General features: G+C 72.3%; 17 protein-coding genes. 6 read left to right on the top strand and 11 right to left on the bottom strand.

Annotated features, from left to right (window positions below):
- Positions 1-148: 148 nt before the first annotated feature.
- On the bottom strand, positions 149-1,255 hold the full coding sequence (locus ACQEUU_RS28120) for a TIGR03118 family protein (protein WP_433071493.1): 1,107 nt from the start codon (positions 1,253-1,255) through the stop codon (positions 149-151).
- A 100-nt stretch (positions 1,256-1,355) separates the two neighbouring features.
- On the opposite strand from ACQEUU_RS28120, the gene ppgK reads away from it, so the two are divergent.
- Entirely contained in the window at positions 1,356-2,078 is a 723-nt protein-coding gene (ppgK, locus tag ACQEUU_RS28115; RefSeq protein WP_433071491.1) for a polyphosphate--glucose phosphotransferase, read from the top strand.
- Between the two features lie 225 nt (positions 2,079-2,303).
- Entirely contained in the window at positions 2,304-6,176 is a 3,873-nt protein-coding gene (gene hrpA, locus ACQEUU_RS28110) for an ATP-dependent RNA helicase HrpA (protein WP_433071489.1), read from the top strand.
- Here hrpA and ACQEUU_RS28105 read toward each other — a convergent pair.
- Positions 6,166-6,636: a Uma2 family endonuclease gene (locus tag ACQEUU_RS28105; RefSeq protein ID WP_433071487.1), complete on the bottom strand. Its 471-nt coding sequence runs from the start codon at positions 6,634-6,636 to the stop codon at positions 6,166-6,168. The genes hrpA and ACQEUU_RS28105 overlap by 11 nt on opposite strands.
- Positions 6,637-6,868: 232 nt before the next feature.
- Here ACQEUU_RS28105 and ACQEUU_RS28100 point away from each other — a divergent pair, with 232 nt between their 5' ends.
- Positions 6,869-7,525, top strand: coding sequence for an HAD family hydrolase (locus ACQEUU_RS28100; RefSeq protein ID WP_433071485.1), 657 nt, complete (start codon positions 6,869-6,871; stop codon positions 7,523-7,525).
- Between the two features lie 25 nt (positions 7,526-7,550).
- On the opposite strand, the gene ACQEUU_RS28095 is transcribed toward ACQEUU_RS28100, so the two are convergent.
- The 3 genes from ACQEUU_RS28095 to ACQEUU_RS28085 form a co-directional block, all read right to left on the bottom strand.
- A complete protein-coding gene (locus tag ACQEUU_RS28095; protein ID WP_433071483.1) occupies positions 7,551-8,102 on the bottom strand; it encodes a hemerythrin domain-containing protein in 552 nt (183 codons plus the stop codon).
- A gap of 23 nt (positions 8,103-8,125) precedes the next feature.
- Positions 8,126-9,709, bottom strand: a complete 1,584-nt coding sequence (locus tag ACQEUU_RS28090; protein ID WP_433071482.1) for a gamma-glutamyltransferase family protein — start codon at positions 9,707-9,709, stop codon at positions 8,126-8,128.
- A gap of 62 nt (positions 9,710-9,771) precedes the next feature.
- Positions 9,772-10,923 carry a PucR family transcriptional regulator gene (locus ACQEUU_RS28085; RefSeq protein ID WP_433071480.1) on the bottom strand — a complete coding sequence of 384 codons (1,152 nt, stop codon included), beginning with the start codon at positions 10,921-10,923 and terminating at the stop codon, positions 9,772-9,774.
- Positions 10,924-11,029: 106 nt separating this feature from the next.
- On the opposite strand from ACQEUU_RS28085, the gene ACQEUU_RS28080 reads away from it, so the two are divergent.
- A complete protein-coding gene (locus tag ACQEUU_RS28080; RefSeq protein WP_433071478.1) occupies positions 11,030-13,138 on the top strand; it encodes a M6 family metalloprotease domain-containing protein in 2,109 nt (702 codons plus the stop codon).
- A 51-nt stretch (positions 13,139-13,189) separates the two neighbouring features.
- Here ACQEUU_RS28080 and ACQEUU_RS28075 read toward each other — a convergent pair whose 3' ends face one another.
- A complete protein-coding gene (locus tag ACQEUU_RS28075) occupies positions 13,190-14,059 on the bottom strand; it encodes a hypothetical protein (protein ID WP_433071476.1) in 870 nt (289 codons plus the stop codon).
- A gap of 73 nt (positions 14,060-14,132) precedes the next feature.
- On the opposite strand from ACQEUU_RS28075, the gene ACQEUU_RS28070 reads away from it, so the two are divergent.
- Positions 14,133-14,915: a tyrosine-protein phosphatase gene (locus tag ACQEUU_RS28070; protein ID WP_433071474.1), complete on the top strand. Its 783-nt coding sequence runs from the start codon at positions 14,133-14,135 to the stop codon at positions 14,913-14,915.
- Here ACQEUU_RS28070 and ACQEUU_RS28065 read toward each other — a convergent pair.
- Positions 14,912-15,952, bottom strand: a complete 1,041-nt coding sequence (locus ACQEUU_RS28065; RefSeq protein ID WP_433071472.1) for a Gfo/Idh/MocA family protein — start codon at positions 15,950-15,952, stop codon at positions 14,912-14,914. The two genes, ACQEUU_RS28070 and ACQEUU_RS28065, sit on opposite strands and share 4 nt — an antisense overlap.
- A gap of 21 nt (positions 15,953-15,973) precedes the next feature.
- Positions 15,974-16,876: a proteasome assembly chaperone family protein gene (locus tag ACQEUU_RS28060; RefSeq protein WP_433071470.1), complete on the bottom strand. Its 903-nt coding sequence runs from the start codon at positions 16,874-16,876 to the stop codon at positions 15,974-15,976.
- A gap of 512 nt (positions 16,877-17,388) precedes the next feature.
- On the opposite strand from ACQEUU_RS28060, the gene ACQEUU_RS28055 reads away from it, so the two are divergent.
- Positions 17,389-18,390 carry a terpene synthase family protein gene (locus ACQEUU_RS28055; RefSeq protein WP_433071468.1) on the top strand — a complete coding sequence of 334 codons (1,002 nt, stop codon included), beginning with the start codon at positions 17,389-17,391 and terminating at the stop codon, positions 18,388-18,390.
- Positions 18,391-18,415: 25 nt separating this feature from the next.
- Here ACQEUU_RS28055 and ACQEUU_RS28050 read toward each other — a convergent pair whose 3' ends face one another.
- From ACQEUU_RS28050 to ACQEUU_RS28040, 3 genes are all read right to left on the bottom strand, one after another.
- Positions 18,416-20,533, bottom strand: a complete 2,118-nt coding sequence (locus tag ACQEUU_RS28050; protein ID WP_433071466.1) for an ATP-binding protein — start codon at positions 20,531-20,533, stop codon at positions 18,416-18,418.
- Positions 20,534-20,788: 255 nt separating this feature from the next.
- Positions 20,789-21,634 (bottom strand): ABC transporter permease, encoded by an 846-nt coding sequence (locus tag ACQEUU_RS28045; RefSeq protein WP_433071464.1) that lies wholly within the window; start codon positions 21,632-21,634, stop codon positions 20,789-20,791.
- Entirely contained in the window at positions 21,631-24,237 is a 2,607-nt protein-coding gene (locus ACQEUU_RS28040; RefSeq protein ID WP_433071462.1) for a CocE/NonD family hydrolase, read from the bottom strand. Before ACQEUU_RS28040 ends, ACQEUU_RS28045 begins: the two co-directional genes overlap by 4 nt.
- Between the last annotated feature and the right edge of the window lie 57 nt (positions 24,238-24,294).

Genomic DNA, 24,294 nt, shown 5'->3' with positions numbered 1-24,294 from the left:
TCCCCTGAGGGCTTTTGCCCTGGCCGATCCCGTATCCGGCGACCGAGGCGCGCTGGGCCGGGCCGGGCGGGACGGTGCGGGGGCGACCGCGGCCCGCACGTTTCCGGCACGGCTCGCGGCGGCCGCGCCGGAAGCGTCGGGGAGAGCCTCAGTAGCCGCCGTACGGCGACTTCAACGGGTTGCCGCTCCTGGTGGAGGTCGGCGTGGGCGCCGGCGTCGCGGCTCTCGTCCCGGCGGGACGGATCACGCCGAGCAGTCCGTGCTTGCCGCCGTCGGCGCCGGCGGAGAACCACAGCGCGTTCTCGCCGCCGGCGGCGGCCGTGCCCGGCTCCAGGTCCCACAGGCCCGGCAGGCTGATCGGCCGGTTGTCCGCCCCGCGCAGCGCGCCCAGGTGGCGGTTGCCGCGGTAGGCGTGGATGGTGCCGTCGCCGAAGTTGCCGACCAGCAGCGCTCCCGCGTACCTGCCCATGCCGCGCGGCGCCTGGGTGACCGCCCACGGCGCGTTCAGCCCGACGCGGGCGATGCGGCCCGTCAGGCGGCCGTCCAGGTCGAAGCGGCTGACCCAGCCCTTTCCGCGGCCGGCCACCGACTTGCCGGTCTGCGCGTCGCGCAGGGCGTAGGCCACGTAGACGTTCCCGTTCACGACGGAGACGTTGAACGGGTGGTAGTTGTCCGGGAGCTCACGGTCCCTGAACTGCGCGCGCGACAGCCGGACGCGCCGGAAGTCCTCGTCGAAGACGTGCAGCCGGCCGCCCGCGAAGTCCGCGGCCAGCAGGACGTCGCCCTCGTCGGTCTCGGCCAGGGCCAGGCCCTTGTAGTCGGCGCCACGGGTGAAGGCGCCGATGATCGCGTTCTTCGGGTCCGCCTCGGCGTTCCAGCCGGTGATCGCGCCGCTCGGGCTGGAGAAGATGAAGGTGGCGGCCTTGCCCTTGACGGTGAAGCCGTCACCGCCGTTGAACACCTGACCCGTCGGGGCGCCGCCGGGGATGGCGACCTCCGTCCTCTCCTTCCTGCCCTGGCCGGAGTAGACGGTGGCGGTGCCGGTGCCGGTGTTGGAGACCCACAGGGTCTTGCCCATGGCCAGCCCCCACGGGTTGACCAGCTTGGGGTCCGTGACGGCCGCCTTCCCGCGGACATCGGAGACCAGGTTGACGACGTCGAACCTGTTCCTGTTCGGGGTGGCCTGGGCCGGGACGGTGAGAGCGGCTGCCGTCGAGACCGCGACAGCGCAGGCCGTGATGATGCGTAACCGCATCCGTGCCTCCTTGTTAGCGCTTGTGACGCGAGATACGCGAGAGCCGGGACCCCGGTTCAGTACGGTGTCGCACCGCCGTCCGGCGGGGAGTGAAGAGGACATGGACGCGTTGGGCATCGACATCGGCGGCACCGGCATCAAGGGGGCGCCGGTGGACGTACGGACCGGGGAGCTGACCCGAGACCGGCTGCGCATCGCCACGCCGCGCCCGGCCAAACCCGGCCCGGTCGCCGACGTGGTGGCGGAGATCGTCCGGCGGTTCGGCTGGACCGGTCCCGTCGGCGTGACCTTCCCCGGGGTGGTCGTCGACGGCGTGGTGCGGACCGCGGTCAACATGCACCACGCGTGGGTCGGCGTACACGCGGGCGAGCTGTTCGGCGGCGCGACCGTGCTCAACGACGCCGACGCGGCTGGCACGGCCGAGATGACGTACGGCAAGGGGCAGGGGCGGCACGGCGTGGTGCTCATGCTGACGTTCGGCACCGGGATCGGCAGCGCGCTGTTCGTCGACGGCGTGCTCGTGCCCAACACCGAGCTGGGCCACCTGCTCCTGCACGGCACCGACGCCGAGCGCCGCGCCTCCGACCGGGCCCGCGAGGTGGAGGACCTGAGCTGGTCGCACTGGGCCGCCCGGGTCGAGGAGTACCTCAAGCACGTCGAGATGCTGTTCACCCCGTCGCTGATCGTCATCGGCGGCGGCGTCAGCAAGAAGGCCGACAAGTTCCTGCCGCACATCCGTCTCGACACGCCGATCGTCCCGGCCGCGCTGCTCAACCAGGCGGGCATCATCGGCGCCGCCCGGTCGGCCGTGGACGGGACGTGACGGGCCGGCCACACCGCGGACCAAAACGTGACCCCCGCTCAAGGCAACCGTTCGCGCCTGCCGGGAGTCTCATTGGTGACCGTGGTCGCCCACGATGCAACTCTGGGGAGAGTGGGCCGGTCGCGGGCGATCACGGTCGATAATTCGAGATGCGCGCGACGCGCCCGTCGGGCACGATGGGCCGTTGGCTCCCGGCACGCGGGGCCGGAATATCCTGAAGTCAGTATGGGAACTCCTGCGTTGTCCTCTCCACTCACCGAGCTCCACTCCCGCCTGCCCGACCTGATGCCGCGCGACCAGCGGCGGCTGCGGCGCAGGCTCGACGGCGTGCGCCGGGTGCGCTCCCGGGAAGCGCGGGAGAAGATCACCGCGGAGATCCTCGCCGACGTCGAACGCGCCGAGCGGCGCCTGCTGCGCCGCCGCGAGGCGGTCCCGGAGATCGGCTATCCGGAGTCGCTGCCGGTCTCCCAGCGCAAGGACGACATCCTGGCGGCCATCCGCGACCACCAGGTCGTCATCGTCGCCGGTGAGACCGGGTCCGGCAAGACCACCCAGATCCCCAAGATCTGCCTGGAGCTGGGCAGGGGCGTACGCGGCCTCATCGGCCACACCCAGCCGCGCCGCATCGCCGCCCGCACCGTCGCCGAGCGCGTCGCCGAGGAGCTCCACACCGACCTCGGCGAGGTCGTCGGCTACAAGGTCCGCTTCACCGACCAGGCCTCCGACCGCACCCTCGTCAAGCTGATGACCGACGGCATCCTCCTCGCCGAGCTCCAGCACGACCGCATGCTGGAGCAGTACGACACCCTCATCATCGACGAGGCCCACGAGCGCAGCCTCAACATCGACTTCATCCTCGGCTATCTCAAACAGCTGCTGCCCAGGCGCCCCGACCTCAAGGTGATCATCACCAGCGCCACGATCGACCCCGAGCGGTTCTCCCGCCACTTCGGCGACGCGCCGATCATCGAGGTGTCCGGCCGCACCTACCCCGTCGAGGTCCGCTACCGCCCGCTCGGCGAGGACGACGACCAGACCCAGGGCATCGTCGAGGCCTGCCGCGAGCTGACCGGTGAAGGGCCGGGCGACATCCTCGTCTTCCTCAGCGGCGAGCGCGAGATCCGCGACGCCGCCGACGCCCTGGCCAAGGCCGACTTCCGCAACACCGAGATCCTGCCGCTCTACGCCCGGCTCAGCGCCGCCGAGCAGCACCGCGTCTTCCAGCGCCACACCGGCCGCCGCGTCGTGCTGGCCACCAACGTGGCCGAGACGTCCCTGACCGTGCCCGGCATCAAGTACGTCGTCGACCCCGGCTACGCCCGGATCTCCCGCTACAGCCACCGCACCAAGGTGCAGCGCCTGCCCATCGAGGCGATCTCGCAGGCCAGCGCCGACCAGCGCAAGGGCCGCTGCGGCCGCACCTCCGACGGCGTCTGCATCCGCCTCTACGAGGAGGAGGACTTCGAGGCCCGGCCGGAGTTCACCGACCCGGAGATCCTGCGCACCAACCTCGCCTCGGTCATCCTCCAGATGACCTCGATCGGGCTGGGCGACATCGAGGCGTTCCCGTTCGTCGAGCCGCCCGACCGCCGCCAGGTCAAGGACGGCGTCAACCTGCTGCACGAGCTCGGCGCGTTCGACGCCCACGGCAAGCTCACCCCGATCGGCCGCAAGCTCGCCACCCTCCCCGTCGACCCCCGGCTGGGCCGCATGGTGCTGGAGGCGGAGAAGAACGGCTGCGTGCGCGAGGTCATGGTGATCGCCGCCGCGCTGTCCATCCAGGACCCGCGCGAGCGCCCCGCCGACAAGCAGCAGCAGGCCGACGAGAAGCACCGCCGCTTCGCCGACCCCGAGTCCGACTTCCTCACCTACCTCAACCTGTGGAACCACCTGCGGGACAAGCAGCAGGAGCTCTCCTCCAGCGCCTTCCGCCGCCTGTGCAAGTCCGAGTTCCTCAACTACCTGCGGGTACGCGAGTGGCAGGACATCTACAGCCAGATCCGCCAGGCGCTCGGCGTGCACCCCAACAGCCACCCCGCCGACCCCGAGCTGGTCCACAAGTCGCTCCTGGTCGGCCTGCTGTCGCACGTCGGCGTCAAGGAGGTCATGGACCGCCAGCGCGCCTCCGACGGCCGCAGGCCCATCCAGGAGTACCTCGGCGCGCGCAACGCCCGCTTCGCCGTCTTCCCCGGCTCAGCGCTGGCCAAGAAGCAGCCGCAGTGGGTGATGTCCGCCGAGCTCGTGGAGACCTCGCGGCTGTGGGCGCGGGTCAACGCCAAGATCGAGCCCGACTGGGTGGAGCCGCTCGCGCAGCACCTCGTCAAACGCGGCTACTCCGAGCCCCACTGGGAGAAGAACCAGGGCGCGGTCATCGCCTACGAGAAGGTCACCCTGTACGGGGTGCCGCTGGTCGTCGGGCGCAAGGTCAACTACGGCCGGATCGACCCCGACCTGTCGCGGGAGCTGTTCATCCGCCACGCGCTCGTCGAGGGCGACTGGGACAGCCACCACCAGTTCCTCAAGGACAACCGGCGGCTGCTCGGCGAGGTCGAGGAGCTGGAGAACCGCGCCCGCCGCCGCGACATCCTCGTCGACGACGAGGCCCTGTTCGACTTCTACGACCAGCGGCTGCCCGCCGACGTGGTCTCGGCCCGCCACTTCGACTCCTGGTGGAAGAAGGCCCGCGCCGAACAGCCCGACCTGCTCACGTTCTCGCCCGACATGCTGGTCAACGAGGGCGCCGACGTCAGCACCCGTGACTACCCCGACACCTGGCGGCAGCTCGGCCAGCGGATGAAGCTGACCTACCAGTTCGAGCCCGGCGCCGACGCCGACGGCGTCACCGTGCACGTGCCGCTCCACCTGCTCAACCAGGTCACCTCCGACGGCTTCGACTGGCAGATCCCCGGCCTGCGCGAGGACCTCGTCACCGCGCTGATCAGGTCGCTGCCCAAACAGCTGCGCCGCAACTTCGTGCCCGCGCCCAACTTCGCCAAGCAGGTGCTGGCCAACGCCCGGCCGGGGGCCGAGCCGCTGCTGGAGGCCGTCGAGCGCGAGCTGCTGCGGCTCACCGGCGTCCGCGTGCCGCGCGACGCCTGGCAGCTCGACCAGGTGCCCGACCACCTGCGCATCACGTACCGGGTGATCGACGAGCGCAAGCGCACCCTCGCCGAGGACAAGGACCTCGCGGCGCTCAAGCGCCGCCTCGCCCCGCGCCTGCGCAAGACCCTCTCCGAGGCCGGCGACGACCTGGAACGCACCGGCCTGCGCACGTGGAGCTTCGGCACCCTGCCCAAGGTGTTCGTACAGGGCCGGATGAAGGGCTACCCGGCGCTCGTCGACGCCGGCGACTCGGTGTCCGTCAAGATCTTCGAGACGGAGGCGGAGCAGCGCCGCTCCCACTGGGCCGGCACCCGCCGCCTGCTGCTGCTGAACGTCGCCAACCCCGCCAAGCCGCTGCTGTCGGGCCTGTCCAACCAGGCCAAGCTGGCCCTGTCGCGCAGCCCGCACGGCGGCGCCGTGGCGCTCTTCGGCGACGTGGTCGACGCCGCGGCCGACAAGCTCATGCGCGACCTGGGCGGCCCCGCCTGGGACCCGGCCGGTTTCGACCGCCTCTACCAGCATGTCCGCGCCGAGCTGTACGACACGGCGGCCACCATCCTGGGCCGGGTCGAGCAGATCCTCACGGTGTGGCACGCCGCCGGCATCCAGCTCGACGCGCTGCGCCCCAGCGCCGCGACCGACGACGTCCGCGACCAGCTCGGCAGGCTCGTCTACCCCGGCTTCGTCACCGCCACCGGCCACGCCCGCCTGCCCGACGTGCTGCGCTATCTGCGCGCCGTCGACCGCCGGCTCACCAAGCTGCCGGAGGACCCGTGGCGCGACGAGGAGTGGATGGACCGCGTCCACAAGGTCGAGGACGACTATCAGGACCTGCTCGACCGCCTGCCGCCGGCCCGCCGCTCCGACCCCGACGTGACGGAGATCCGCTGGATGATCGAGGAGCTGCGGGTGAGCTTCTTCGCCCAGACCCTCGGCACGCCGACCCCGGTGTCGGAGAAACGCATCACCAAGGCGATGGACAGGCTCAGCCCTTGAAGATCGACGTGTCCAGCTCGAACCCGATCGGCGCGGGCAGCGTGATCGGAGAGCCCATGGTGACCCTGGTGGTCATGGCGTAGGCGCCGTCGGCGGGCTTGCTGAGCACGGTCACGCCCGGCTCGTCGCCGATGGGGTCGATGAGCAGGTAGACCGGCACTCGGCCGGTGGCGTAGACCCGGGGCTTCTCGTGACGGTCGATGTGGGCGCTGCCCGGCGAGACCACCTCGGCCACCATGAGGACACCAGAGGAGAGCAACTCCAACTGGCCCCGACGAGGACAGTCGGGGGCCGCGAGCGTGTAGTCAGGGGCGCAGGAGTCTCGCGGGCCTTCGATGCAGACGTTCACGCTGCCGACAGACCCTCGCCATCCGTGCTCCCTTCGGAGAGGGAGGAGCGCGTCGTGCAGGTCGGCCGCGATCCAGCCGTGCTCGGGGCTGCCCATGGGACTCACGATCATTTTCCCTTCGACCACCTCTGCCCGTAGGCCGGGGAGGGGGGTAGGGCATCGAAGAGCTCCCTGGCGGTATGGGGCGCGTCGTTTCCGGCGACGGGCTCCTGCTCGCGGATGGTCATGGTCGCCATGAACATGTCCCTTCGTGCTCGATTCGCCACGCTCAGTATTCCATGGATTCGAGTCGCGTACCCGGCTCGTACAGTGGAGGAAATTTCCCGTTGGACGGATGGTTTTGATGATCAAGGCTGTGGTGCTGGACGTCGGCGAGACCGTGATCGACGAGACGCGGATCTGGTCGCGGTGGGCCGACCGGCTCGGGGTGCCGAGGTTCCTGCTGATGGGCGTGCTCGGCGGGATGGCGGCGCTGGACCACTCCTTCAGCGAGGGGTTCGAGCTGCTGCGGCCCGGGTTCGACGTCGAGGCCGAGATCGCGGCCTGGGAACGGGACGAGCCTGACAGCCTGCGCAACCACTTCGACGCCGACGACCTCTATCCCGACGCCCGGGAGGCGCTCGGCGCGCTGCGGGAGGCGGGCTACCAGGTGATCCTCGCGGGCAACCAGCCGAAGCGGGCCTACGACGCGCTGATGGCGATGGACCTGCCCGTCGACTCGGTGCACACGTCCGAGGGGTGGGGGGTGTCCAAGCCGCAGCCCGGGTTCTTCACCAAGGTGGCGGCGGTCGCCGGCCGCGAGCCGGGCGAGATCCTGTACGTGGGGGACCGGCTCGACAACGACGTGCGCCCCGCCGCCGCGGCCGGGATGCGGACCGCGCTGCTGCGCCGCGGCCCCTGGGGCTACCTGCACGCGGCGCGGCCGGAAGCGCGCGAGGCCGCCGACGTGATCGCCGACGACCTGCACGCGCTGCTGCCGGCCCTGCGCCGCCTGAGCTGACCGCCCGCCGCCGGGCCCCCTGCCCCTACGGCGTCTCGCGTACTGCCTCGCGCAGTTCTTCCTTGTCCATCTGGGAGCGGCCGGGGATGTCGGCCTTCTGGGCCTGTTCGTACAGTTCCGCCTTGGTGGCGTCGCCGCCGGGGTCGTGCACGGACCTCAGGGCCTTCAGCTCCTCGTCGCGGCGCCGGGCGAAGGCTTCGCCCAGTTCCTGGAGCCGCTTGTCGCCGGCCTTGCGGGCCAGCTGCGGCAGCAGGTCGTTCTCCTCCTCCTCGACGTGGTGGGTGACCGCCTCGACGAGCTTCTCCAGCGTCTGCCGGAACGCCGGGGTGCCGGGGGTCGCCCGCACCAGCTCGTCGAGGAGCACCTCGGCCTCTTTGTGCTCCTCCAGGCCGTGGTGCGCCTTCGCGTCGAGGTCGGGGTAGACCCGGTCCTCCTCGGCGCGGGCGTGCGCGGTGAGGAGGGCGTGCAGCTCGGCCACGGTGGCCCGGGCGTCGCCCTCCTCCTTCTTGAGCCGCTCGAAGAGCGTCTCGACCTTACGGTGATCGTCGGTGATCAGGGTGATGACGTCGGTTGCCATGGCGACCGTGGCTACCCCGCTCGTCACCGCCCAATCGCGGCGCCGGTGAGAGAACGCGGGTCCGCGGCCCCGGCCAGCATCCCGTCCGGCAGCACCTCGATGAGGTGCGCGTGACCGAACGCCCCGCCGGGCACCGGCGACACCCGATGGCCGAGCGCGGCCAGCCCGTCCTGCCAGCCGGTGCCGTCCTCCAACTCGACCACCGCACCTTCGGCCCCGTCGGCGCGGCGCCAGGTGTCGAAGCCGGTGCCGCTGCCGAACCGCCAGCGCGGCGCCGCGATCGCCGCTCCCGGATCCTGCCCGTACCGCAACAGCCTGGTGAGCACCTGGAGCAGGATCTGCGGCTGCGCGTCACCGCCCATCGTGCCGGCGACCGCGCGGAGCGAACCGTCCGGGCGGGTGACGAGCGCGGGCGTCAGCGTGTGCGGCGGACGCCTGCCGGGGCCGTACTCGGCGGGATGGCCGGGCTCCAAGGAGAAGCCGATACCACGGTTGTGCAGGTTGATTCCGGTACGGGGCTCGAACAGGTAACTGCCGAAACCGGAGGCGTTCGACTGGATGAGGGAGACGCCGAGCCCGTCGCCGTCCACCGCGCAGAGGTACGTGGTGTCGCCGTCCGCGGCCGGCACCGGCAGGTCCCGCCGTCCGGCCGACGCGCGCCGGCGCTCGATCTCGGCGGGGGAGAGCAGGCCGGTGGCGTGCTCGTGCAGCACGGCGACGCGGTCGTGCGCGGCGGCGCGGGCGGACTCGGCCAGGACATGGGCCCAGGCGGCGGGCGCGGTCGAGGGCGGCAGGTCCAGCCCGTCCAGGATGCCCAGCGAGAGCAGCAGCAGGTAGCCCTGGGAGTTGGGCGGGGCCGACCACACGTCGTGGCCGAACGCCCGTACCCGCAGCGGCTCCACCCAGTCGGCTTGCGCCCGTTCCAGGTCGGCGCGGGTGTACTCGCCCGCCCCCAGCTCCAGCAGGCCCTCGCCGAACTCGCCCAGGTAGAACCCGGCGCGCCCGTCCGCGGCGACGGCCTCCAGCGCGCGGGCCACGCCCGGCCTGCGGACGCGGTCGCCGGCCGTCCGGACCCCGGCGAGATCGGCGGCGCCGGGGCGGTCCGCCACGTCCCGGGCCATCGGCGCCAGCAGCGGTGAGGCGGGGAAGCCGTCACGGGCCAGCCGGATCGCGGGGGCGAACAGCTCGGCCAGGGGGAGCCTGCCGTAGCGGGCGTGCAGGGCCAGCCAGCCGTCCACGCAGCCCGGCACCGGCACGGACCTGACGTCCAGCCGGTGCGGCATGAGCCGGTGGCCCTCGCCGCGCAACCGCCCGGCGTCCGCGCCGGACCCGGCCCGCCCGGAGGCGTTGAGCGCGCGCACCGTCCCGCCGGGTGCTCCTTCGGCGGCTCCGTCGCCGGGCGGCGGGGCGGAGCGGTCGTGGACGAGGGCGAAGAGGTCGCCGCCGAGCCCGCACATGTGCGGCGAGGTGACGGCGAGCACGGCGTTGGCGGCGATCGCGGCGTCGGCCGCGGACCCGCCGCGGTCGAGCGCGGTCACGCCGGCCGCGGACGCGAGATGATCGATGGTGCACACCATCCCAGAAGGGGCGTATCGCGTGTTTCGCACCCGTCGAGACTAGGCGTTCTCCAGCACGGCCCGCGGGATGCCCGGCCTGCTCGCCTCCGCCATCAGCCGATCGGGTCGCGGGGCCGGTAACGGCCGGACAGCCGGGCCAGTTTGAGGCTCAGGTGCAGCGCCAGCCGCTCCCCGCCGTCCTTCAGGTCCGTACGGGCCAGCTCCTCCACCCGCTGTAACCGGTAGTACAGCGAGGTCCGGTGCAGCCGCAGCGCCCGCGAGGTGGCGACGGCGCTGCCCGCCAGGTCCAGATACGTCTCCAGCGTCTCCAGCAGCAGCAGGTGCTGCACGTCGCCCAGCAGCGGTTCGAGCCCCGGGTGCAGCTCGGAGTCGGACAGCCGGGTGAGCATCCGGTAGACGCCCAGCCGCTCCCACAGGGCCGAGCGGCCCAGTCCCGGCACCCGGGCGGCCACGTCCGCGGCGTGCCGCGCCTCGGCGTAGGACCCGGCCGCCTCGGCCAGCGCCGGCCTCGGGCGGCCGATGCCGACCACGACCGGCACCGACATGGCCGCGTGCACCTCGTCGGCGGCGACCGGGGAACCGGCCACGAGCAGCGCCGCGTGGTCGTAGCGGACCAGGTGGAGCGGGTGGTGCCCGCTCAGCCGCCGGCGCAGCGCCAGCAGCCCCTGTTCCAGCGCCAGGCGCAGCGCGTCGTCCGGTTCGCCCGCCGGCGGCCTGGCCACCAGCACGGTCACCGGCTGCGCCTGCGGGAACGCGCCCGCCTCGATGAGCTGGGCCGCCGACTCCCGTTCGCCCATGAGCAGCCCGGTGACCGCCTCCAGCTCCCGGTGCGAGGCCAGGCCGGTGGCCAGGCTCTCGTGGAAGAGCGCCAGGGCCACCGCGGGAACGGCCCCGGCCGCCTCGGCGACCTGTGCCCCGGACATGGCCGGCCCCGCGTCGATGAACCACAGGAACCCCAGCAGCGCCGTCTCGTGGCGGACGGGGACGCACACCCGCGGCAGCAGCCCGAGAGGCGGCGCGCCCGGGGTGCGCAGCGGCTCCTGCGCGTCGTGCACCCCCGCGTCGCGCAGCCACTGCCGTACCTCGGGCGTGGTGTGCCGGCGCAGGATGGAGTCGCGGCGGACGTCGTCCATGGGACCGTTCTGCTCGCTGTAGGCGACCACCCGCTGCAGGCGGTCCTCCAGCAGCAGCGGGCGGCCGAGCCGAGCCGCGAGGTCGTCGACGATCCGCTGAAGATCCGCCACAAGTGCCCCTTGATCAGGACTTTTCATCATTTGTAGGGAGCAAGCTCCCACGTCTTCCCTACAACTGAACGGTGATCTCGGTCAATATGCTCTATACCGTCGAGCCGTGATTGTCCCGAAAAAGCTGCTGGGAGCCGTTCTGTCGGCCATCGTGCTGATTCCGATGAGCCTGATGGCGACGCCCGCTTCCGCAGAACCCCCCGCAGACCCCGAGCACCCCTGGCGGCTCGGCCACTGGCCGCAGACCCAGCCCTGGCAGCGTGACGAGCCGGCGGAGAACCCCGCCGCCCGGCGCGCCCGGCCCACGACCGGCATCACCCCGATCGACCCCCAGAACTGGCAGAACCCGGACCACATGACGTGGGCCGACTACAAGAAGGTGCCCGGCACCAACTGGAACGACCCGGACGCCAAGGGCTCGGTGCGCACCTTCAAGGGCGCCCTGGTGCTGCTCGACTACCCGAACCAGGCGTTCGTCGTCACCCGGCCGCAGGGCTCGACGATCTTCGGCAACCCCAGCGCCGAGGCCCACGACGTGCCCCGCGACCAGGTCGCCAAGTTCTACCAGGACTTCCTCAACACCCCGAACGAGCTCAACCGCGGCCACACCATCCACGAGTACTGGATGGAGGACTCCGGCGGCCGCTACGGCGTCGAACTGACCGGGTTCGGCCCGTACACGATGCCCGGCAAGGACCACGAGTACGCCCTGGAGTACCAGCGCGACGCCTGCCCCGCCGGCGACGCCTGCAACCGCAACCTGCGCACCGACGGCAACGCCGCCTGGCTGGCCGACGTCGGCCAGGAGGTGGCCGACCAGTTCGACTTCGTCTTCTACGTGAGCGCCGGCCAGGACGAGTCGTCCACCTGGCAGGAGTTCGGCATGATGAAGTTCCCCACGAAGGAGGACGTGCCCGACGAGTGGGGCCCGGAGAACGACCCCGCCCTGCCCAACTGGTCCAGGACCCGTTACGTCGAGTGGACCTCCTGGCAGGCCGGCTCCACGTTCTGGCCCAACGCCCGGTTCGGCGTCGACTCGGTGCAGGCCGAGAGCTCCGGCATGGCGGTCTACGCCCACGAACTGAGCCACATCATGGGCATCGCCGACAACTACAACAACCCGTACGGGGTGCCGCCGCGCCGCGCGTACACAGGCATCTGGGAGATGCTCAGCCGCGGCAGCTTCAACGGGCCGGGCGGACCGCACTCCCGCTGGCTGATCCCGCCCACCGCGGGCGCGTCCATGGGCGCCCAGCACATGCTGCGCAACAAGATCAAGCTGGAGATGGTGGACGAGCGGAACGTGCTGCGCCTGTCGCGTGAGGCGCTGGACGAGTCCGGCCTCGTGACGGCCAGGGTGACGGCCCGCGCCGTGCAGCCCGGCGACCAGGGCCTGGCCGGCGTCAACATCTCCTTCGACACCGGTGACAAGAGCCCCGCCTGCGACCCGAACACCGACCCGCTGTGCGACGGCGGCGGCTACGACAACTACACCGTCGAGGTCGTCGACCGGATGGGCAGCGACTCGTTCACCCCCGACTCCGGCGTGCTCCTGGCCAAGACCAAGAACGCCGACCGGGCCCCGTTCGAGTGGGTGATCGACGCCAACCCGCAGGACATCGGCATGACCGACTACGTGCTGCCCGACGGCACCGAGGTGCCGATCACGATCGGCGACTACCGGCAGCTCTCCGACGCGCTCTTCCACGCCGGCACCGACTCCGGCAGCGAGTACGAGTACGTCGACGAGGCCAACCGGCTGCACTTCTACATCACCGACGTGCACCGTGACCGCAAGGGCATCCTGTCCTACACCGTGGCGATCCGCTCCCTCGACGGGGCGGGCCCGCAGCGGCGCGGCGTGCGGCTGCTGCCCGGCGCCGGCGTCCCGGCCGGCAAGAACCTGTCCACCTGCAGGTTCCCGCTGTTCAACACCGGCAGGTCCGCGCCGGCGCAGGGGCAGCACCCCGAGGACGTCAGCGGATACCTGAAGTCCGACGTCTACCGCCTCACCGCGGAGGTGTCCGGCCAGGGCTGGACCGCCCAGGTGCCCAACGCGCTCGCCGCCGTCGAGTTCGGCGACAAGCGGACCGTGACCGTCAACGCCGTCCGCGGCTCCGGCGGCGCGAAGCTGGCCCGGGTCAAGCTCACCGCCACCTCGGAGAGCGACCCGGCCAAGTCGGCGACGGCCACCTGCACCGTGGTCGGCCTCTGACGAGGACGACGGGGCACGGCCGCCGCCGGCCGCGCCCCGTCGGCTTCCGCCTCAGGCGTGCGGGGGCCTGAGCAGTTCGCCCGCCGCCCGCCTGGCCTCGTGGATGCTCTCCTCGAACAGCTCGCGCGCGTGCCTGGCCTGCTCGGTCAGCTCCTTGAGATGCGCGCGGGCCAGGTCGTCGCGGACCGTGTCGGCGATCAGGGCCTGGTAGTCGGGGGTGCGCGCGGCCAGCGCCTCCAGCCGCTGGTGCGCGTGGAACACCTTGTCGGCCTTGACGACCTGCTTGGCGTACTGCTCCAGGTTGCGCACCCGCTTCGACAGCGACGTCCAGGCCGCGTCCAGCGCGGTGCTGTACGGCTTGAACGCGTCCTGCAGTCCCGTGGGGAGCTCCTTGGGGACGATCTTGCTGTGCTCGGCGTGCATGGCCGAGAGCTTGCGCAGCCGCTGCGCGATCTGCCAGACCTCCTCGGGGAGCGTCACCCGGTTGTCGATGGTGTCGATCAGCCCGGCCCGGTGCACCCGCGAGCCGAGGATCGTCTCGGCCGCCCGCTGCGCCCGCCGCAGCAGCACCTGGCAGGGGTAGTCGAGGTCCTCGGGGAGGATGTAGCGGTCGGCGTGCTCGTACGCCAGGCGGAGCTTGCGGCGGGTGTCCCTGTGGTACGCGCCGGTCAGCCAGCGCAGCAGGCCGATGGCGGCGGCGGCGACGGCGGTGACGACGGCCGGCGCGGTGCCGGCCGTCATCCACAGCAGCAGCAGGAGGCCGGGCACGACGAAAAGCCAGGTGAGGTTGCGGGAGCTGTCCATCCGCCAGCCGGACCTGGCCAGTCGGAGCACGTGCGGGCTCGACCGGAGCTCGACCGAGAGGTCCGGGGGCAGCGATGGATCGATCACCAGCCGTGGGGGCAGAGCGCGTGGATCCATAAGCTCATGCTGCTTCATGAACCGCGAATCCGCTCATCTTTGCCCGACATATAGGGTCGACGGGGTGAACGCGATGAGCAGATGGATCGATCTCGAAGGTGCCGTCAACGTCCGTGACCTGGGCGGGATTCCGACGCGTGACGGCGGAGTCACGCGGTTCGGCCGGATCCTGCGGTCCGACAACCTGCAAGGGCTGACCACGGGCGACGTCTCACGGCTGGTCGGCGAACTCAAGCTCCGCCACGTCGTCGACCTGCGCTCGACGGCCGAGGTGACGCTGGAGGGCCCGGGGCCGCTGGCCGCGGTGCCGGAGGTGACCCACCACCACCTGACACTCTTCCCCGAGGGCGGCCGGCGCACCGACGTGGAGGCCGACACCATCGACGCCGACCGCGTGCTGCCCTGGCACGAGCGCCAGGCGGACGCGGAACTGCGCGTCACCGGCTTCTACTACGGCTACCTGCGCGACCGGTCGGACGCGGTGGTGCGGGCGCTGCGCGCCATGGCCCGCGACGACGGCGCCGCCGTCGTCCACTGCGCCGCGGGCAAGGACCGCACCGGCGTGCTGTGCGCGCTGGCGCTGGAGGTGGCCGGCGCCACCCGTGAGGCGATCGTGGCCGACTACGCGGCCACGGGGGAGCGGCTGGAGCTCATCCTGCGCCGCCTGCGGGCCAGCTCCACCTACCGCGACGACCTCGACTCGCGCCCGGCCGACGACCACATGCCGCGCCCGCGCTACATCGAGCAGTTCCTGGGCGTGCTCGACGAGAGGTTCGACGGCCCGCTCGGCTGGCTGGCCCGGCACGGCTGGACCGACGACGACAGCCAGGCGATGCGCGCCCGCCTGCGCGACTAGCCGATCCGCACCACGCCGTGCCCGGCGGCCGACCGGCGGGCCGCCTCGATCACCTCCAGCGCCGCCACGGCGCTCTCCGGGGTCACCGGGGGAGGCCCGCCGGCGCGCAGCGCCGACTCCACGCCCCGGTAGAAGTCGAGGTACGCGCCGGGCTCGGTGGGCACCTCGCGCAGGTCGTCGCCGGCCCCGAGCACTCCCCAGCGCTCCTCGTCCTCCTCGCCGAACCCGGCCGCGCCGGGCGAGCGCCCGGCGCGCAGCCGTTCCTCCTGCGCGTCCATGCCGTACTTGAGGTACGCGGCCGTCGAGCCGAGGACGCGGAAGCGCGGTCCGAGGCTCGGGGTCACCGCGGAGGCCCACAGGTGGGAGCGGGCCCCGTTCGCGTGCGTCAGCGCCACGAACGTGTCGTCGTCGGCCGCCACCCCCGCGCGCCGCACGTCGCTCTCGCAGTAGACGTGCGTGACGGGGCCGAGCAGCACGAGCGCCTGGTCGATCAGGTGGCTGCCCAGGTCGTAGAGGAGCCCGGCCGCGTCGCCGGGGCCGCCGGTCTCGCGCCAGCCGCCCTTGGGCACGGGCCGCCAGCGCTCGAAGCGCGACTCCAGCCGCCGCACCTCGCCCAGCGCGCCCGCCGCGACCAGCGCGCGCACGGTGCGGAAGTCGCCGTCCCAGCGCCGGTTCTGGAAGACGGTGAGCAGCAGGCCCCGCTCACGGGCCAGCCGGGTGACGGCGCGGGCCTCCTCCGCGGTGCGCGCGAACGGCTTGTCGACCACGACCGCCCTGCCCCGCTCCAGGGCCTCGGCCGCCAGGCTCGCGTGCGTCCGGTTGGGCGAGGCCACCACGACCAGGTCGCACAGCTCCCACAGCGCCGCGGGGTCGGAGACCGGCCGGGCGCCGTAGCGGGCGGACACCTCGGCCTGCCTGCCGGGGTCGCGCGTGACCACCGCCGCCAGCCGCAGCCCGGCGGCGGCCTCGATCAGCGGCGCGTGGAAGACCGCCCCGGCGGTGCCGTAGCCGATCAGCCCGACCCGGATCTCCTCCATCGTCCCAGGCTACCCAGGTGATCAGTCGTCGTCGCGCTCGGCCAGGAACCGCTCGAACTGCGCCGCCAGCTCGTCGCCGGTCGGCATCGGGGTGGACTCGGCGATCAGGTTCTCCCGCTCGGCGCCGCCCGCGAACGCGTCGTACTGCTGCTCCAGGCCGCTGATCGCGCTGGACAGCTCCGCCGAGGCGTTGATCTGCTCCTCGATCTCCACGGTCGTGCGCCGCGCCGCCTCGCGCAGGCCGTCGAGGGGGAACACCAGCCCGGTGCTCCTGGTGACCGCCTCCAGCGCGGCGACCGCGGCCGTCGGGTACTCCGCCTGCGCCAGGTAGTGGGGCACGTGCACGGCGAAGCCGATCGCGTCGCGCCCCCGCGCGCCCAGCCGGAACTCCATCAGGGCGGCCACGCTGCCCGGCACCTGCACCCGGCCGAACGTGCTCGCCTGGTCGCTGTTCATCAGCTCCGGCCGGCTGGCGTGCATGGTGATGCCCAGCGGCCGGGTGTGCGGCACCGCCATCGGGATGCCGTGCGCGGTCACCATCCTGCTCACCCCGAACCGGTCGGCGAGCGTGCCGACGGCCTCGATGAACCGCTCCCACGCGGTGTCGGGCTCGGGGCCGGTCATCAGGAGGAAGGGCGTGCCCGTGGCGTCCTTGACGCTGTGGACGACCAGCTCCGGGGTCTCGACCTCCGTCCATCTGTCGGTGTCGAACACCATGACCGGTCGCCGGGAACGGTAGTCGAGCAGCCGGTCCACGTCGAACGTGGCGACGACCCGGTGCTCCAGCTCGTCCAGCACGTGCCGCAGCGCGAGCCGCCCGGCCGCGCCCGCGTCCACGAAACCGTCGAAGTGATACAGCAACACCGGATCGGTCAGCTCGGGCAGATCCTCGGCGAGCCTGTAGAGATCCGTCGGGTCGAACACGTTGGACAGCCTTTCCCTAGGTACTCACATCCAGAACCCACGGTGAGCCGGAACGATTCCGTGCAGGGCACCCTATCGAGGCGCCGGGAGTCCGCGTTCGGCGGATCCGGGGCCCCGGAGGAGCGGCGGAGCGGGTGGCGCGGAGGTCACGGGGCGCGCAGGCGGCGGCGGCCCCGGCCGACGGCGAAGGTGACACTTTGCTGATGCTCGCGGCTCATCACGGTCACGCCGGGACAGGGACCGTCCGACCCGTACGCGCCTCAGGGCCGCCGGAAAAGGACGGGCGGGGCGGGGCTCCACCCGCGCTCCTGGTGGGCGTCCGCCGTGGTCAGGGCCGCCGGGCCGGGCCTCGGGCGCGGCCCGGCCGCGCCGGTCAAGAGCGGTGCCGATATGCACTGGCGATAACTTTCTCCATTATTCGCCGTGAAATATCGTATATTATGAAATATGTAGAAATTGCAGGATAGTGGCCTAGTGTGGCCTTTCAGGGAGTCGCTCGTCATGCTGTGGGGGTGGCTACTTCCGAGCATTCCTTTGGTGGAGGACCGCTCCGTATCCCTCCGCTCCCGTGCCCCTTCCCCAGTGAGATCAACGAGCACGCGGCCGAGATCGACGCCCAGAGCCACCAGTGGCTGGCCGCCTCCGCCCTGCTCGCCGGAGCCGACACCGTCGAGCACTTCCGGCGCTCCCAGATCGGCATGCTCGCCGCCCGGACCAATCCCGCCGTGCCCCGTGCGAGCCTCAGGCTGATCAGCGACTGGTACAACTGGCTGTTCGCCTTCGACGACGCGTTCTGCGAAGGGGAGTTGATGGGACACCGGGCCTCGGCCCTGGCCCGTGCCCTGCCGCCCCTGTTCGACGTCCTCGACAGGCGCAGGGACCCCGACCCCGCCGACCCGTTCGGCCTCGCCCTGCGCGAGCTGCTCGACCGCATCGCCGAGCTCGGCACCCCCGCCCAGGTCGACCGCTGGCGGACCACGGTCAAGGAGTACCTGTTCGCCCAGGTCTGGGAGGCGGCCAACCGGGAGGCCGATCTGATCCCCACCCCCGAGGACTACATCCTCATGCGCCGCATCACCGGCGCCACGTTCACCTGCTTCGCCCTCATCGACGTCGGCGGCGGCTACCGCCTGGAAGCCGAGGAATGGCACCACCCCGACGTGCGCGCCCTGTCGGACCTCGCCTGCGACCTCATCGGCTGGGACAACGACCTGCTCTCGTACGCCAAGGAACGCGACAACGACAAGGCCCGGCACAACCTGGTCACCGTGCTGGCCACGCACCGGAGGCTGCCCCTCCAGGACGCCCTGCACGAGGTCGCCGGCATGCACGTCACGGCCGTCCACGCCTTCGTCGAGCGGCGCGCCCGCCTCGGCGCCTGGGCGCCGCCCCCGGTCCGCAGGTACGTGCGCGGCCTCGAACACTGGGTACGCGGCCACATCGAGTTCTCGCTGGCCAGCGCGAGGTACGTGCACGCCTGGCCGACGGGCACCCGCTGGCCGCAGGTCGTCTGAGCCCGCCCCCGTACCGGCGCCGGGCTCAGAAGGAGGAGTCCTCCAGGTCGCCGAGCGCGAGCGCGGACGCCTCGTCGAGGTCCAGCCTCCCGCCCTCCTCGAACGCCGCCCAGTAGACCTTGTCCCCCAGCGCCTTCTGGCACTCCTTGACGCACTGGTCGTGGTCGCCGGCGAGGAACGGGGCGCCCAGCATGGGCAGCCCGGCCGTCCTCCAGTTGTGCTGCAGCGCGCCGAGCAGCAGCGCGGCCGTCCGCGCCTGGCCGAGGGCGACGAAGATCCGCGCCGTCGTCTCCAGCGACAGCAGGCTGCCGAGGATGTCGTGGAAGTGCCGCTTGATCCGCAGCCCCTCGCGGGCGCTGTGCAGCGCCTCGTCGGCCCGGCCGGTGGACAGCCTGGTCAGCGCCATCGCCCACTGCGCGTACGAGCTCACCCACAGCTCGCCGCGCTCACGGCACACCTGCAGGCAGTCCCGCAGCAGCGGCTCGGCCTCCTGATCCTCGCCCTGCGCCAGCAGCACCAGGGACAGCTCGACGATGGCCGGCAGCAGGCCCGGGTTCAGCTCCTTGTTGTCGGTGTTGAACTCGATCGCCACGCCCAGCAGCGCGCTCGCCTTCTGCAGGTCGCCCTGGAGCAGCGCGGCCGTGCCCTGCATCTTGGAGGCCAGGATCACCGCCCGCGAGTCGCCCACCCGCACCGCCTCGGTGCTGCACGCCTCGGCCGCCTCCAGCGCGCCCGCGCTGTCGCCCTGGGCGCTGCGCACGTAGGACAGCACCCACAGCGCCTTGCAGCGCTCCTTGCTCACGCCGGGGTTGGCCTCCAGCGCCCGCTCCAGGTAGAGCCGGCCCTCGCGCACGAAACCGCAGCACACCCACATGAACCACAGCGACGACAGCAGGGTCAGCGCCATGATCGTCTCGCCGGGGGTGCGCAGGGCGTGCTCCAGCGCGAGCCGTACGTTGTCGTGCTCCTGCCGCATCCGGATGAACCAGTAGAGCTGGCGCGGCCCCGACCAGGCGTCCTCGCTGCGGGTGGCCAGGCTCAGGTAGTACTGCAGGTGCTTGTGGCGCATGAGCTGGGTCTGGCCGAGCTTCTCCAGCCACTCCTCGCCGTACTCCGCCAGCGTGTCGATCAGCTTGTAGCGGACCCCGGCGTGGTTGCTCTGGATGAGCAGGATCGACTTCTCCACCAGCCCGGTCACCAGGTCGGTGATGTCCTCGGACCGCAGCCGGTCGTCGGAGCAGACGTAACGGGCCGCGTCGAGCTCGAAGTCGCCGGCGAACACCGACAGGCGCGCCCACAGCAACCGCTCGGCCGGCTCGCACAACTCGTGACTCCATCCGATGGCCGCGCGCAGCGTCTGGTGGCGCGGCAGGGCGGTGCGGCTGGCCCCGGCCAGCAGGCTGAACCGGTCGGTCAGCAGCCCTAGGATCTGCTCCACCGACAGCGCCCGCAGCCGCACCGCCGCCAGTTCGATCGCGAGCGGGATGCCGTCGAGCCGCCGGCAGAGCTCGGCCACCGCGTGGATGTTGCGCTCGTCGAGCACGAAGTCGGGCGCGACGGCCGAGGCCCGGGACGCGAACAGCTGCACCGACTCGCTGGTGAACAGGTCGGCCAGCGGACTGTCGTCGGGCACCTGCAGCGGCGGCACCGGCACCACCTGCTCATAGGGGAGGTGGAGGGACTGACGGCTGGTGGCGAGCACCTTCAGGCGGGGCGCCGCCTCCAGCAGCTCGTGCACCAGCTCGGCGCAGCCCTGCACGAGGTGCTCGCAGGTGTCGATGATGAGCAGCATGTCGCGGTCGCCGACCCACTCCGACAGGGTCTCGGACTCGGCGCGCGAGGACCGGTCGGCGATGCCGAGGGAGGAGGCGATCGTGTGGCGGACCATGCCCGCGTCCTGCAGCCGGGCCAGGTCGACGAACCAGACGCCGTCGGGGTACAGGCCGCGGACCTGGTGCGCCAGCCGGAGCACGGTCCGCGACTTGCCGACTCCGCCGATGCCCGTGACGGTGACCAGGCGTGACTCGCCGAGGTGCCGCTTGAGGTTGGCGAGAAGGCGGGTCCGCCCCACGAAGCTCGTCAGCTCCGCCGGCAGATTGCCATCTCGCCGCCATCCTGTCGGGGTGGCCATCAGCAGCCTCACGGGGATAGGCGACAACCTGCTCCCGCATGGTACCGCCGAGGTTTCCGCGGCCTACCGCATCCGATCGACGTGGGGGAGCGGATTTGTATCACTGGGTAGCATGATTGCCGTGCAGGAATTCATCCCGGAGCAGACCTCCGACGACACCGACCTCGGCTGGGGCGACTGGCGCGAGGACGACCCCGACGCCTTCTATCTGGACAACCGGCCCCCTCACTGGGGCTGAGCCCCGCGAGAGGGCCGGCGCCGCCCGGCTCAGCTCACGACGTCCTTGCGGCGGAAGCGGCGGAAGGCGACCGCGATCAGGATCGCCGCGTACGTGATCGAGATCGACGCGCCCTTGGCCATGCCGCTCCAGTCGAGCTCCGGGGCCAGGGCGTCGATCCAGGCGTTGTTCCAGAACGTCGGCAGAAACTCGCGCAGCGCGCCCAGCGCCTCCACGGCCTGGAGGATCGTGCAGACGATCCAGAGCCCCACCGCGCCGCCCACCGCGCCGAGCGGCGAGTCGGTGACGGTGGAGATCAGGAACGCCAGCGCCGCCACGACGAGCTGGCTGACCAGCGCGTAGCCGATCACGATCCCGAAGCGGGGCAGCACGGCGAGCGCCGGGATGGTCTCTCCGGTGCCGGGCACCTGGATGTCGTCCCAGCCGAAGGCCACGGTGCCCGCGAGCAGCGCCATCAGCGGCAGGCAGATCACGGCGGCGGCCGAGTAACCGAGCGCCACGATCAGCTTCTGCCGCAGCAGCCGGTCGCGCGGCACCGGCGCGGCGAGCAGGTAGCGCAGCGACGACCAGCTCGCCTCGCTGGCCACCGTGTCGCCGCAGAACAGCGCGACCGCCACCACGAGCAGGAAGCTCGCCGACACCGACAGCGCGAACGCGGCGAAGTTGAGTCCGCTCGCCGTCGCCAGGTCGGAGAGCCGCAGCCCCTGGCCGTTGTCGGGGCCCTGCGGCCCGAACTGGAACGCGATGACCAGGATCCACGGCAGCGCCAGCAGCAGCCCGAACATGACCAGGGTGCGCCGCCGCTTGAACTGCCGGACCATCTCGACCCGCAGCGGCAGCGTGCGGCGCGGCGCGTAGCCGGGTGCGGCCGTCATGCCTTGTCTCCGATCAGGTCGAGGAACACGTCTTCCAGGCGCGGGCCGTGGCCGTTGGCGGCCCCGCCGGCGGCGGCGGCAGCCGTGCTGAGCAGCACCGACACCGGACCGGTGGTGACGAGCTTGCCCCGGTGCATGACGACCACGTGGGTGCAGGTCTGCTCCACCTCGGCCAGCAGGTGGCTGGACACGATCACCGTGCGGCCGTCGCGCGCGTAGCGCTTGAGCACCTCCCGCATCTCCCTGATCTGGGGCGGGTCGAGCCCGTTGGTGGGCTCGTCGAGGACGAGCAGGTCGGGCAGGCCCAGCATGGCCTGGGCGATGGCCAGCCGCTGGCGCATGCCCTGCGAGTACGTGCGCACGGCGCGCTGCAGCGCCTTGCCCAGGCCGGCGATCTCCAGCGCCTCGTCGAAGCGGGCGTCGGCGACCGGACGGCCGGTGGCGGCCCAGTAGAGCTCCAGGTTGTCGCGCCCGGACAGGTGCGGCAGGAAGCCGGGGCCCTCGACGAACGAGCCGAGCCGCGACAGCACCGGCGCGCCGGGCGTGACGGGCTCGCCGAAGATGCGGACCTCGCCGCCGTCGGGCCGGATGAGGCCCATCATCATCCGCATCGTGGTGGTCTTGCCGGCGCCGTTGGGCCCGAGCAGGCCCAGCACCTGGCCCTGCTCGACGCGGAACGACAGGCCGTCGACCGCGAGCTCGCCGTTGCGGTACGCCTTGGTGAGCCCGTTGATCTCCAGCGGCGGCGCGTCGTCCGCCGCCGGGACACGCTCCGCGGCCCCGGCGGCCCCGGCGGCCCCGGCGGCGCGGCGGGCGCCGGTACGGCCGGTGGCGAGCAGCACCGCGGCCAGGGCGACGGCCGCCAGCGGCATCGCCCACACCCACCAGGCGACCCCGGACGGCGGGGCGGCCAGGGAGGCGACGGTCGGCACGGACAGCGCGGGCGAGGCCAGCCCGATCCGGTAGGTGGCCGGCTCGTCGGGGGTGGCGTAGGCCATGTCGGTGGTGGACACCACGAGCCGCAGCCGGTGCCCGGCGTCGAAGCGGTGGTCGACGGCGGGCAGGGTGACGGTGGCCTCGGCGCTGCCGGCGCCCTCGGGGATCGTCACCCGGAACGGCGCGACGAGCCCGGCGGGCAGGGCCGGCGGCTGGAGCGAGTCCGACACGTCGAAGAGCTTGGCGAACAGCGTGACCTCGCCGCTGCCGTGGACTCGGACCTTGACGGCGGGGCTGCCGGTGAGCTGGAGCGGAGCGGTCAGCGGGGCCGACTCGAAGGCGGCGCTCTGGCCGGGCATGTCGATCGACACGCCGCCGGTGTTGCCCTGCCCGCCCAGCAGGCCGCTCACGCCGGGCACGGTCGAGATGGCGGCGGGGGAGCCGCCGGGCGGGTTGGCGACGTGCTGCTCGGGGCCGTTCAGTGTGACCAGGGTGACGTCGGTGCCGCCGAGCCCGGGGTAGGCGTCGGCCTCGGGATGGAGGCGGATGCGCTGGCGGGTGCCGGGGTCGCGGCCGCCGTCGCGGGTGATGGTGAAGGCGCTCACCGGAGCGGTGTCCTCGCCCCGCAGGTGGCGGCCGAACCAGGCCAGGGTCTGCTCCCGCAGCCAGTCGGCCTCGCCGTTGCCGCCGTCGTGGCCGCCGTCGTACCAGGCCAGGGCGACGGGGGTGCCGGCGGCGGCGATGGCCCTGGCGTTCTGGTCGGCGTGGCCGAGCGGGAACAGCGAGTCGCGCTGGCCCTGGATGAGCAGGGTCGGCGCCTTGACGCGGCCGGCCACGTGCACGGGGCTGGAGGCCTTGAGCAGCTCGATGGCCTCCGGCGTGGCCTTGCCGGTCTCGGCGACCTCCTGGTAGATCTCGCAGATCGACGGCAGGAACCGGCCGCACCGCGCCTGCTCGGCGGTCATCGGCTCCGGCCGGCGGTTGAGCGCCTCCAGGCCCTGCGCCGCGCCGCCCGGGCCGCCGCCCTGGCCGCCGGGCTGGACCGCGCCGCCCTGGCCGAAGAAGATGCCGGCCCACATGCGCTTGAACACCCCGTTGGCGGGCCCGCCGCCGGTGGCGTCGGGGAAGAGCGCGTCGCCCAGGTCGGACCAGGTGATCTGGGGGACGATCGCGTCGACCCGGGGGTCGTGGGCGGCGGTCAGCAGCGCGATCGCGCCGCCGTAGGAGGCGCCGGCGATGCCCACGCGCGGGTCGCCCGCCGCGTCGAGCCGCACCTCGGGGCGCTTCGCCAGCCAGTCGATGAGCTGCTTGACGTCCTTGACCTCGTAGTCGGGGGAGTTCAGCGCGATCTCGCCGGTCGAGCCGCCGAAGCCGCGCGCCGACCAGGTGAGCACCGCGTACCCCTGGCGGGCCAGGTGCTCGGCCTCCGCGCGGACGCTCCGCTTGCTGCCGCCGAAGCCGTGCGCGAGCAGCACCGCGGGCGCCTTCCCGCCGCCCGGCGGCGGGAAGAACGTCGTGTCGAGGTCGACCCGCTGGTCGTCGGCCGGCCCGTCGACGACGGGGACGCGCTGTGCCTGTCCGCGCACGTCGGGCGTGGACGGCCACACCAGCCACACCGTCACCCCGAGCAGAGCGAGCACCGCGACCAGCGCGGCCGTACGTTTCATGCGGTGGAGCCTACTTTCCCGACCTGAGAAATCTCTGAGACGTCCCGGTACGGCGGG

It is taken from the genome of Nonomuraea sp. CA-218870 (genome assembly GCF_050936535.1).
Taxonomy (GTDB): Bacteria; Actinomycetota; Actinomycetes; order Streptosporangiales; family Streptosporangiaceae; genus Nonomuraea; species Nonomuraea corallina.
The sequence above is the reverse complement of the archived record's forward strand: the minus strand, read 5'-3'. Positions and strand labels throughout refer to the sequence as shown.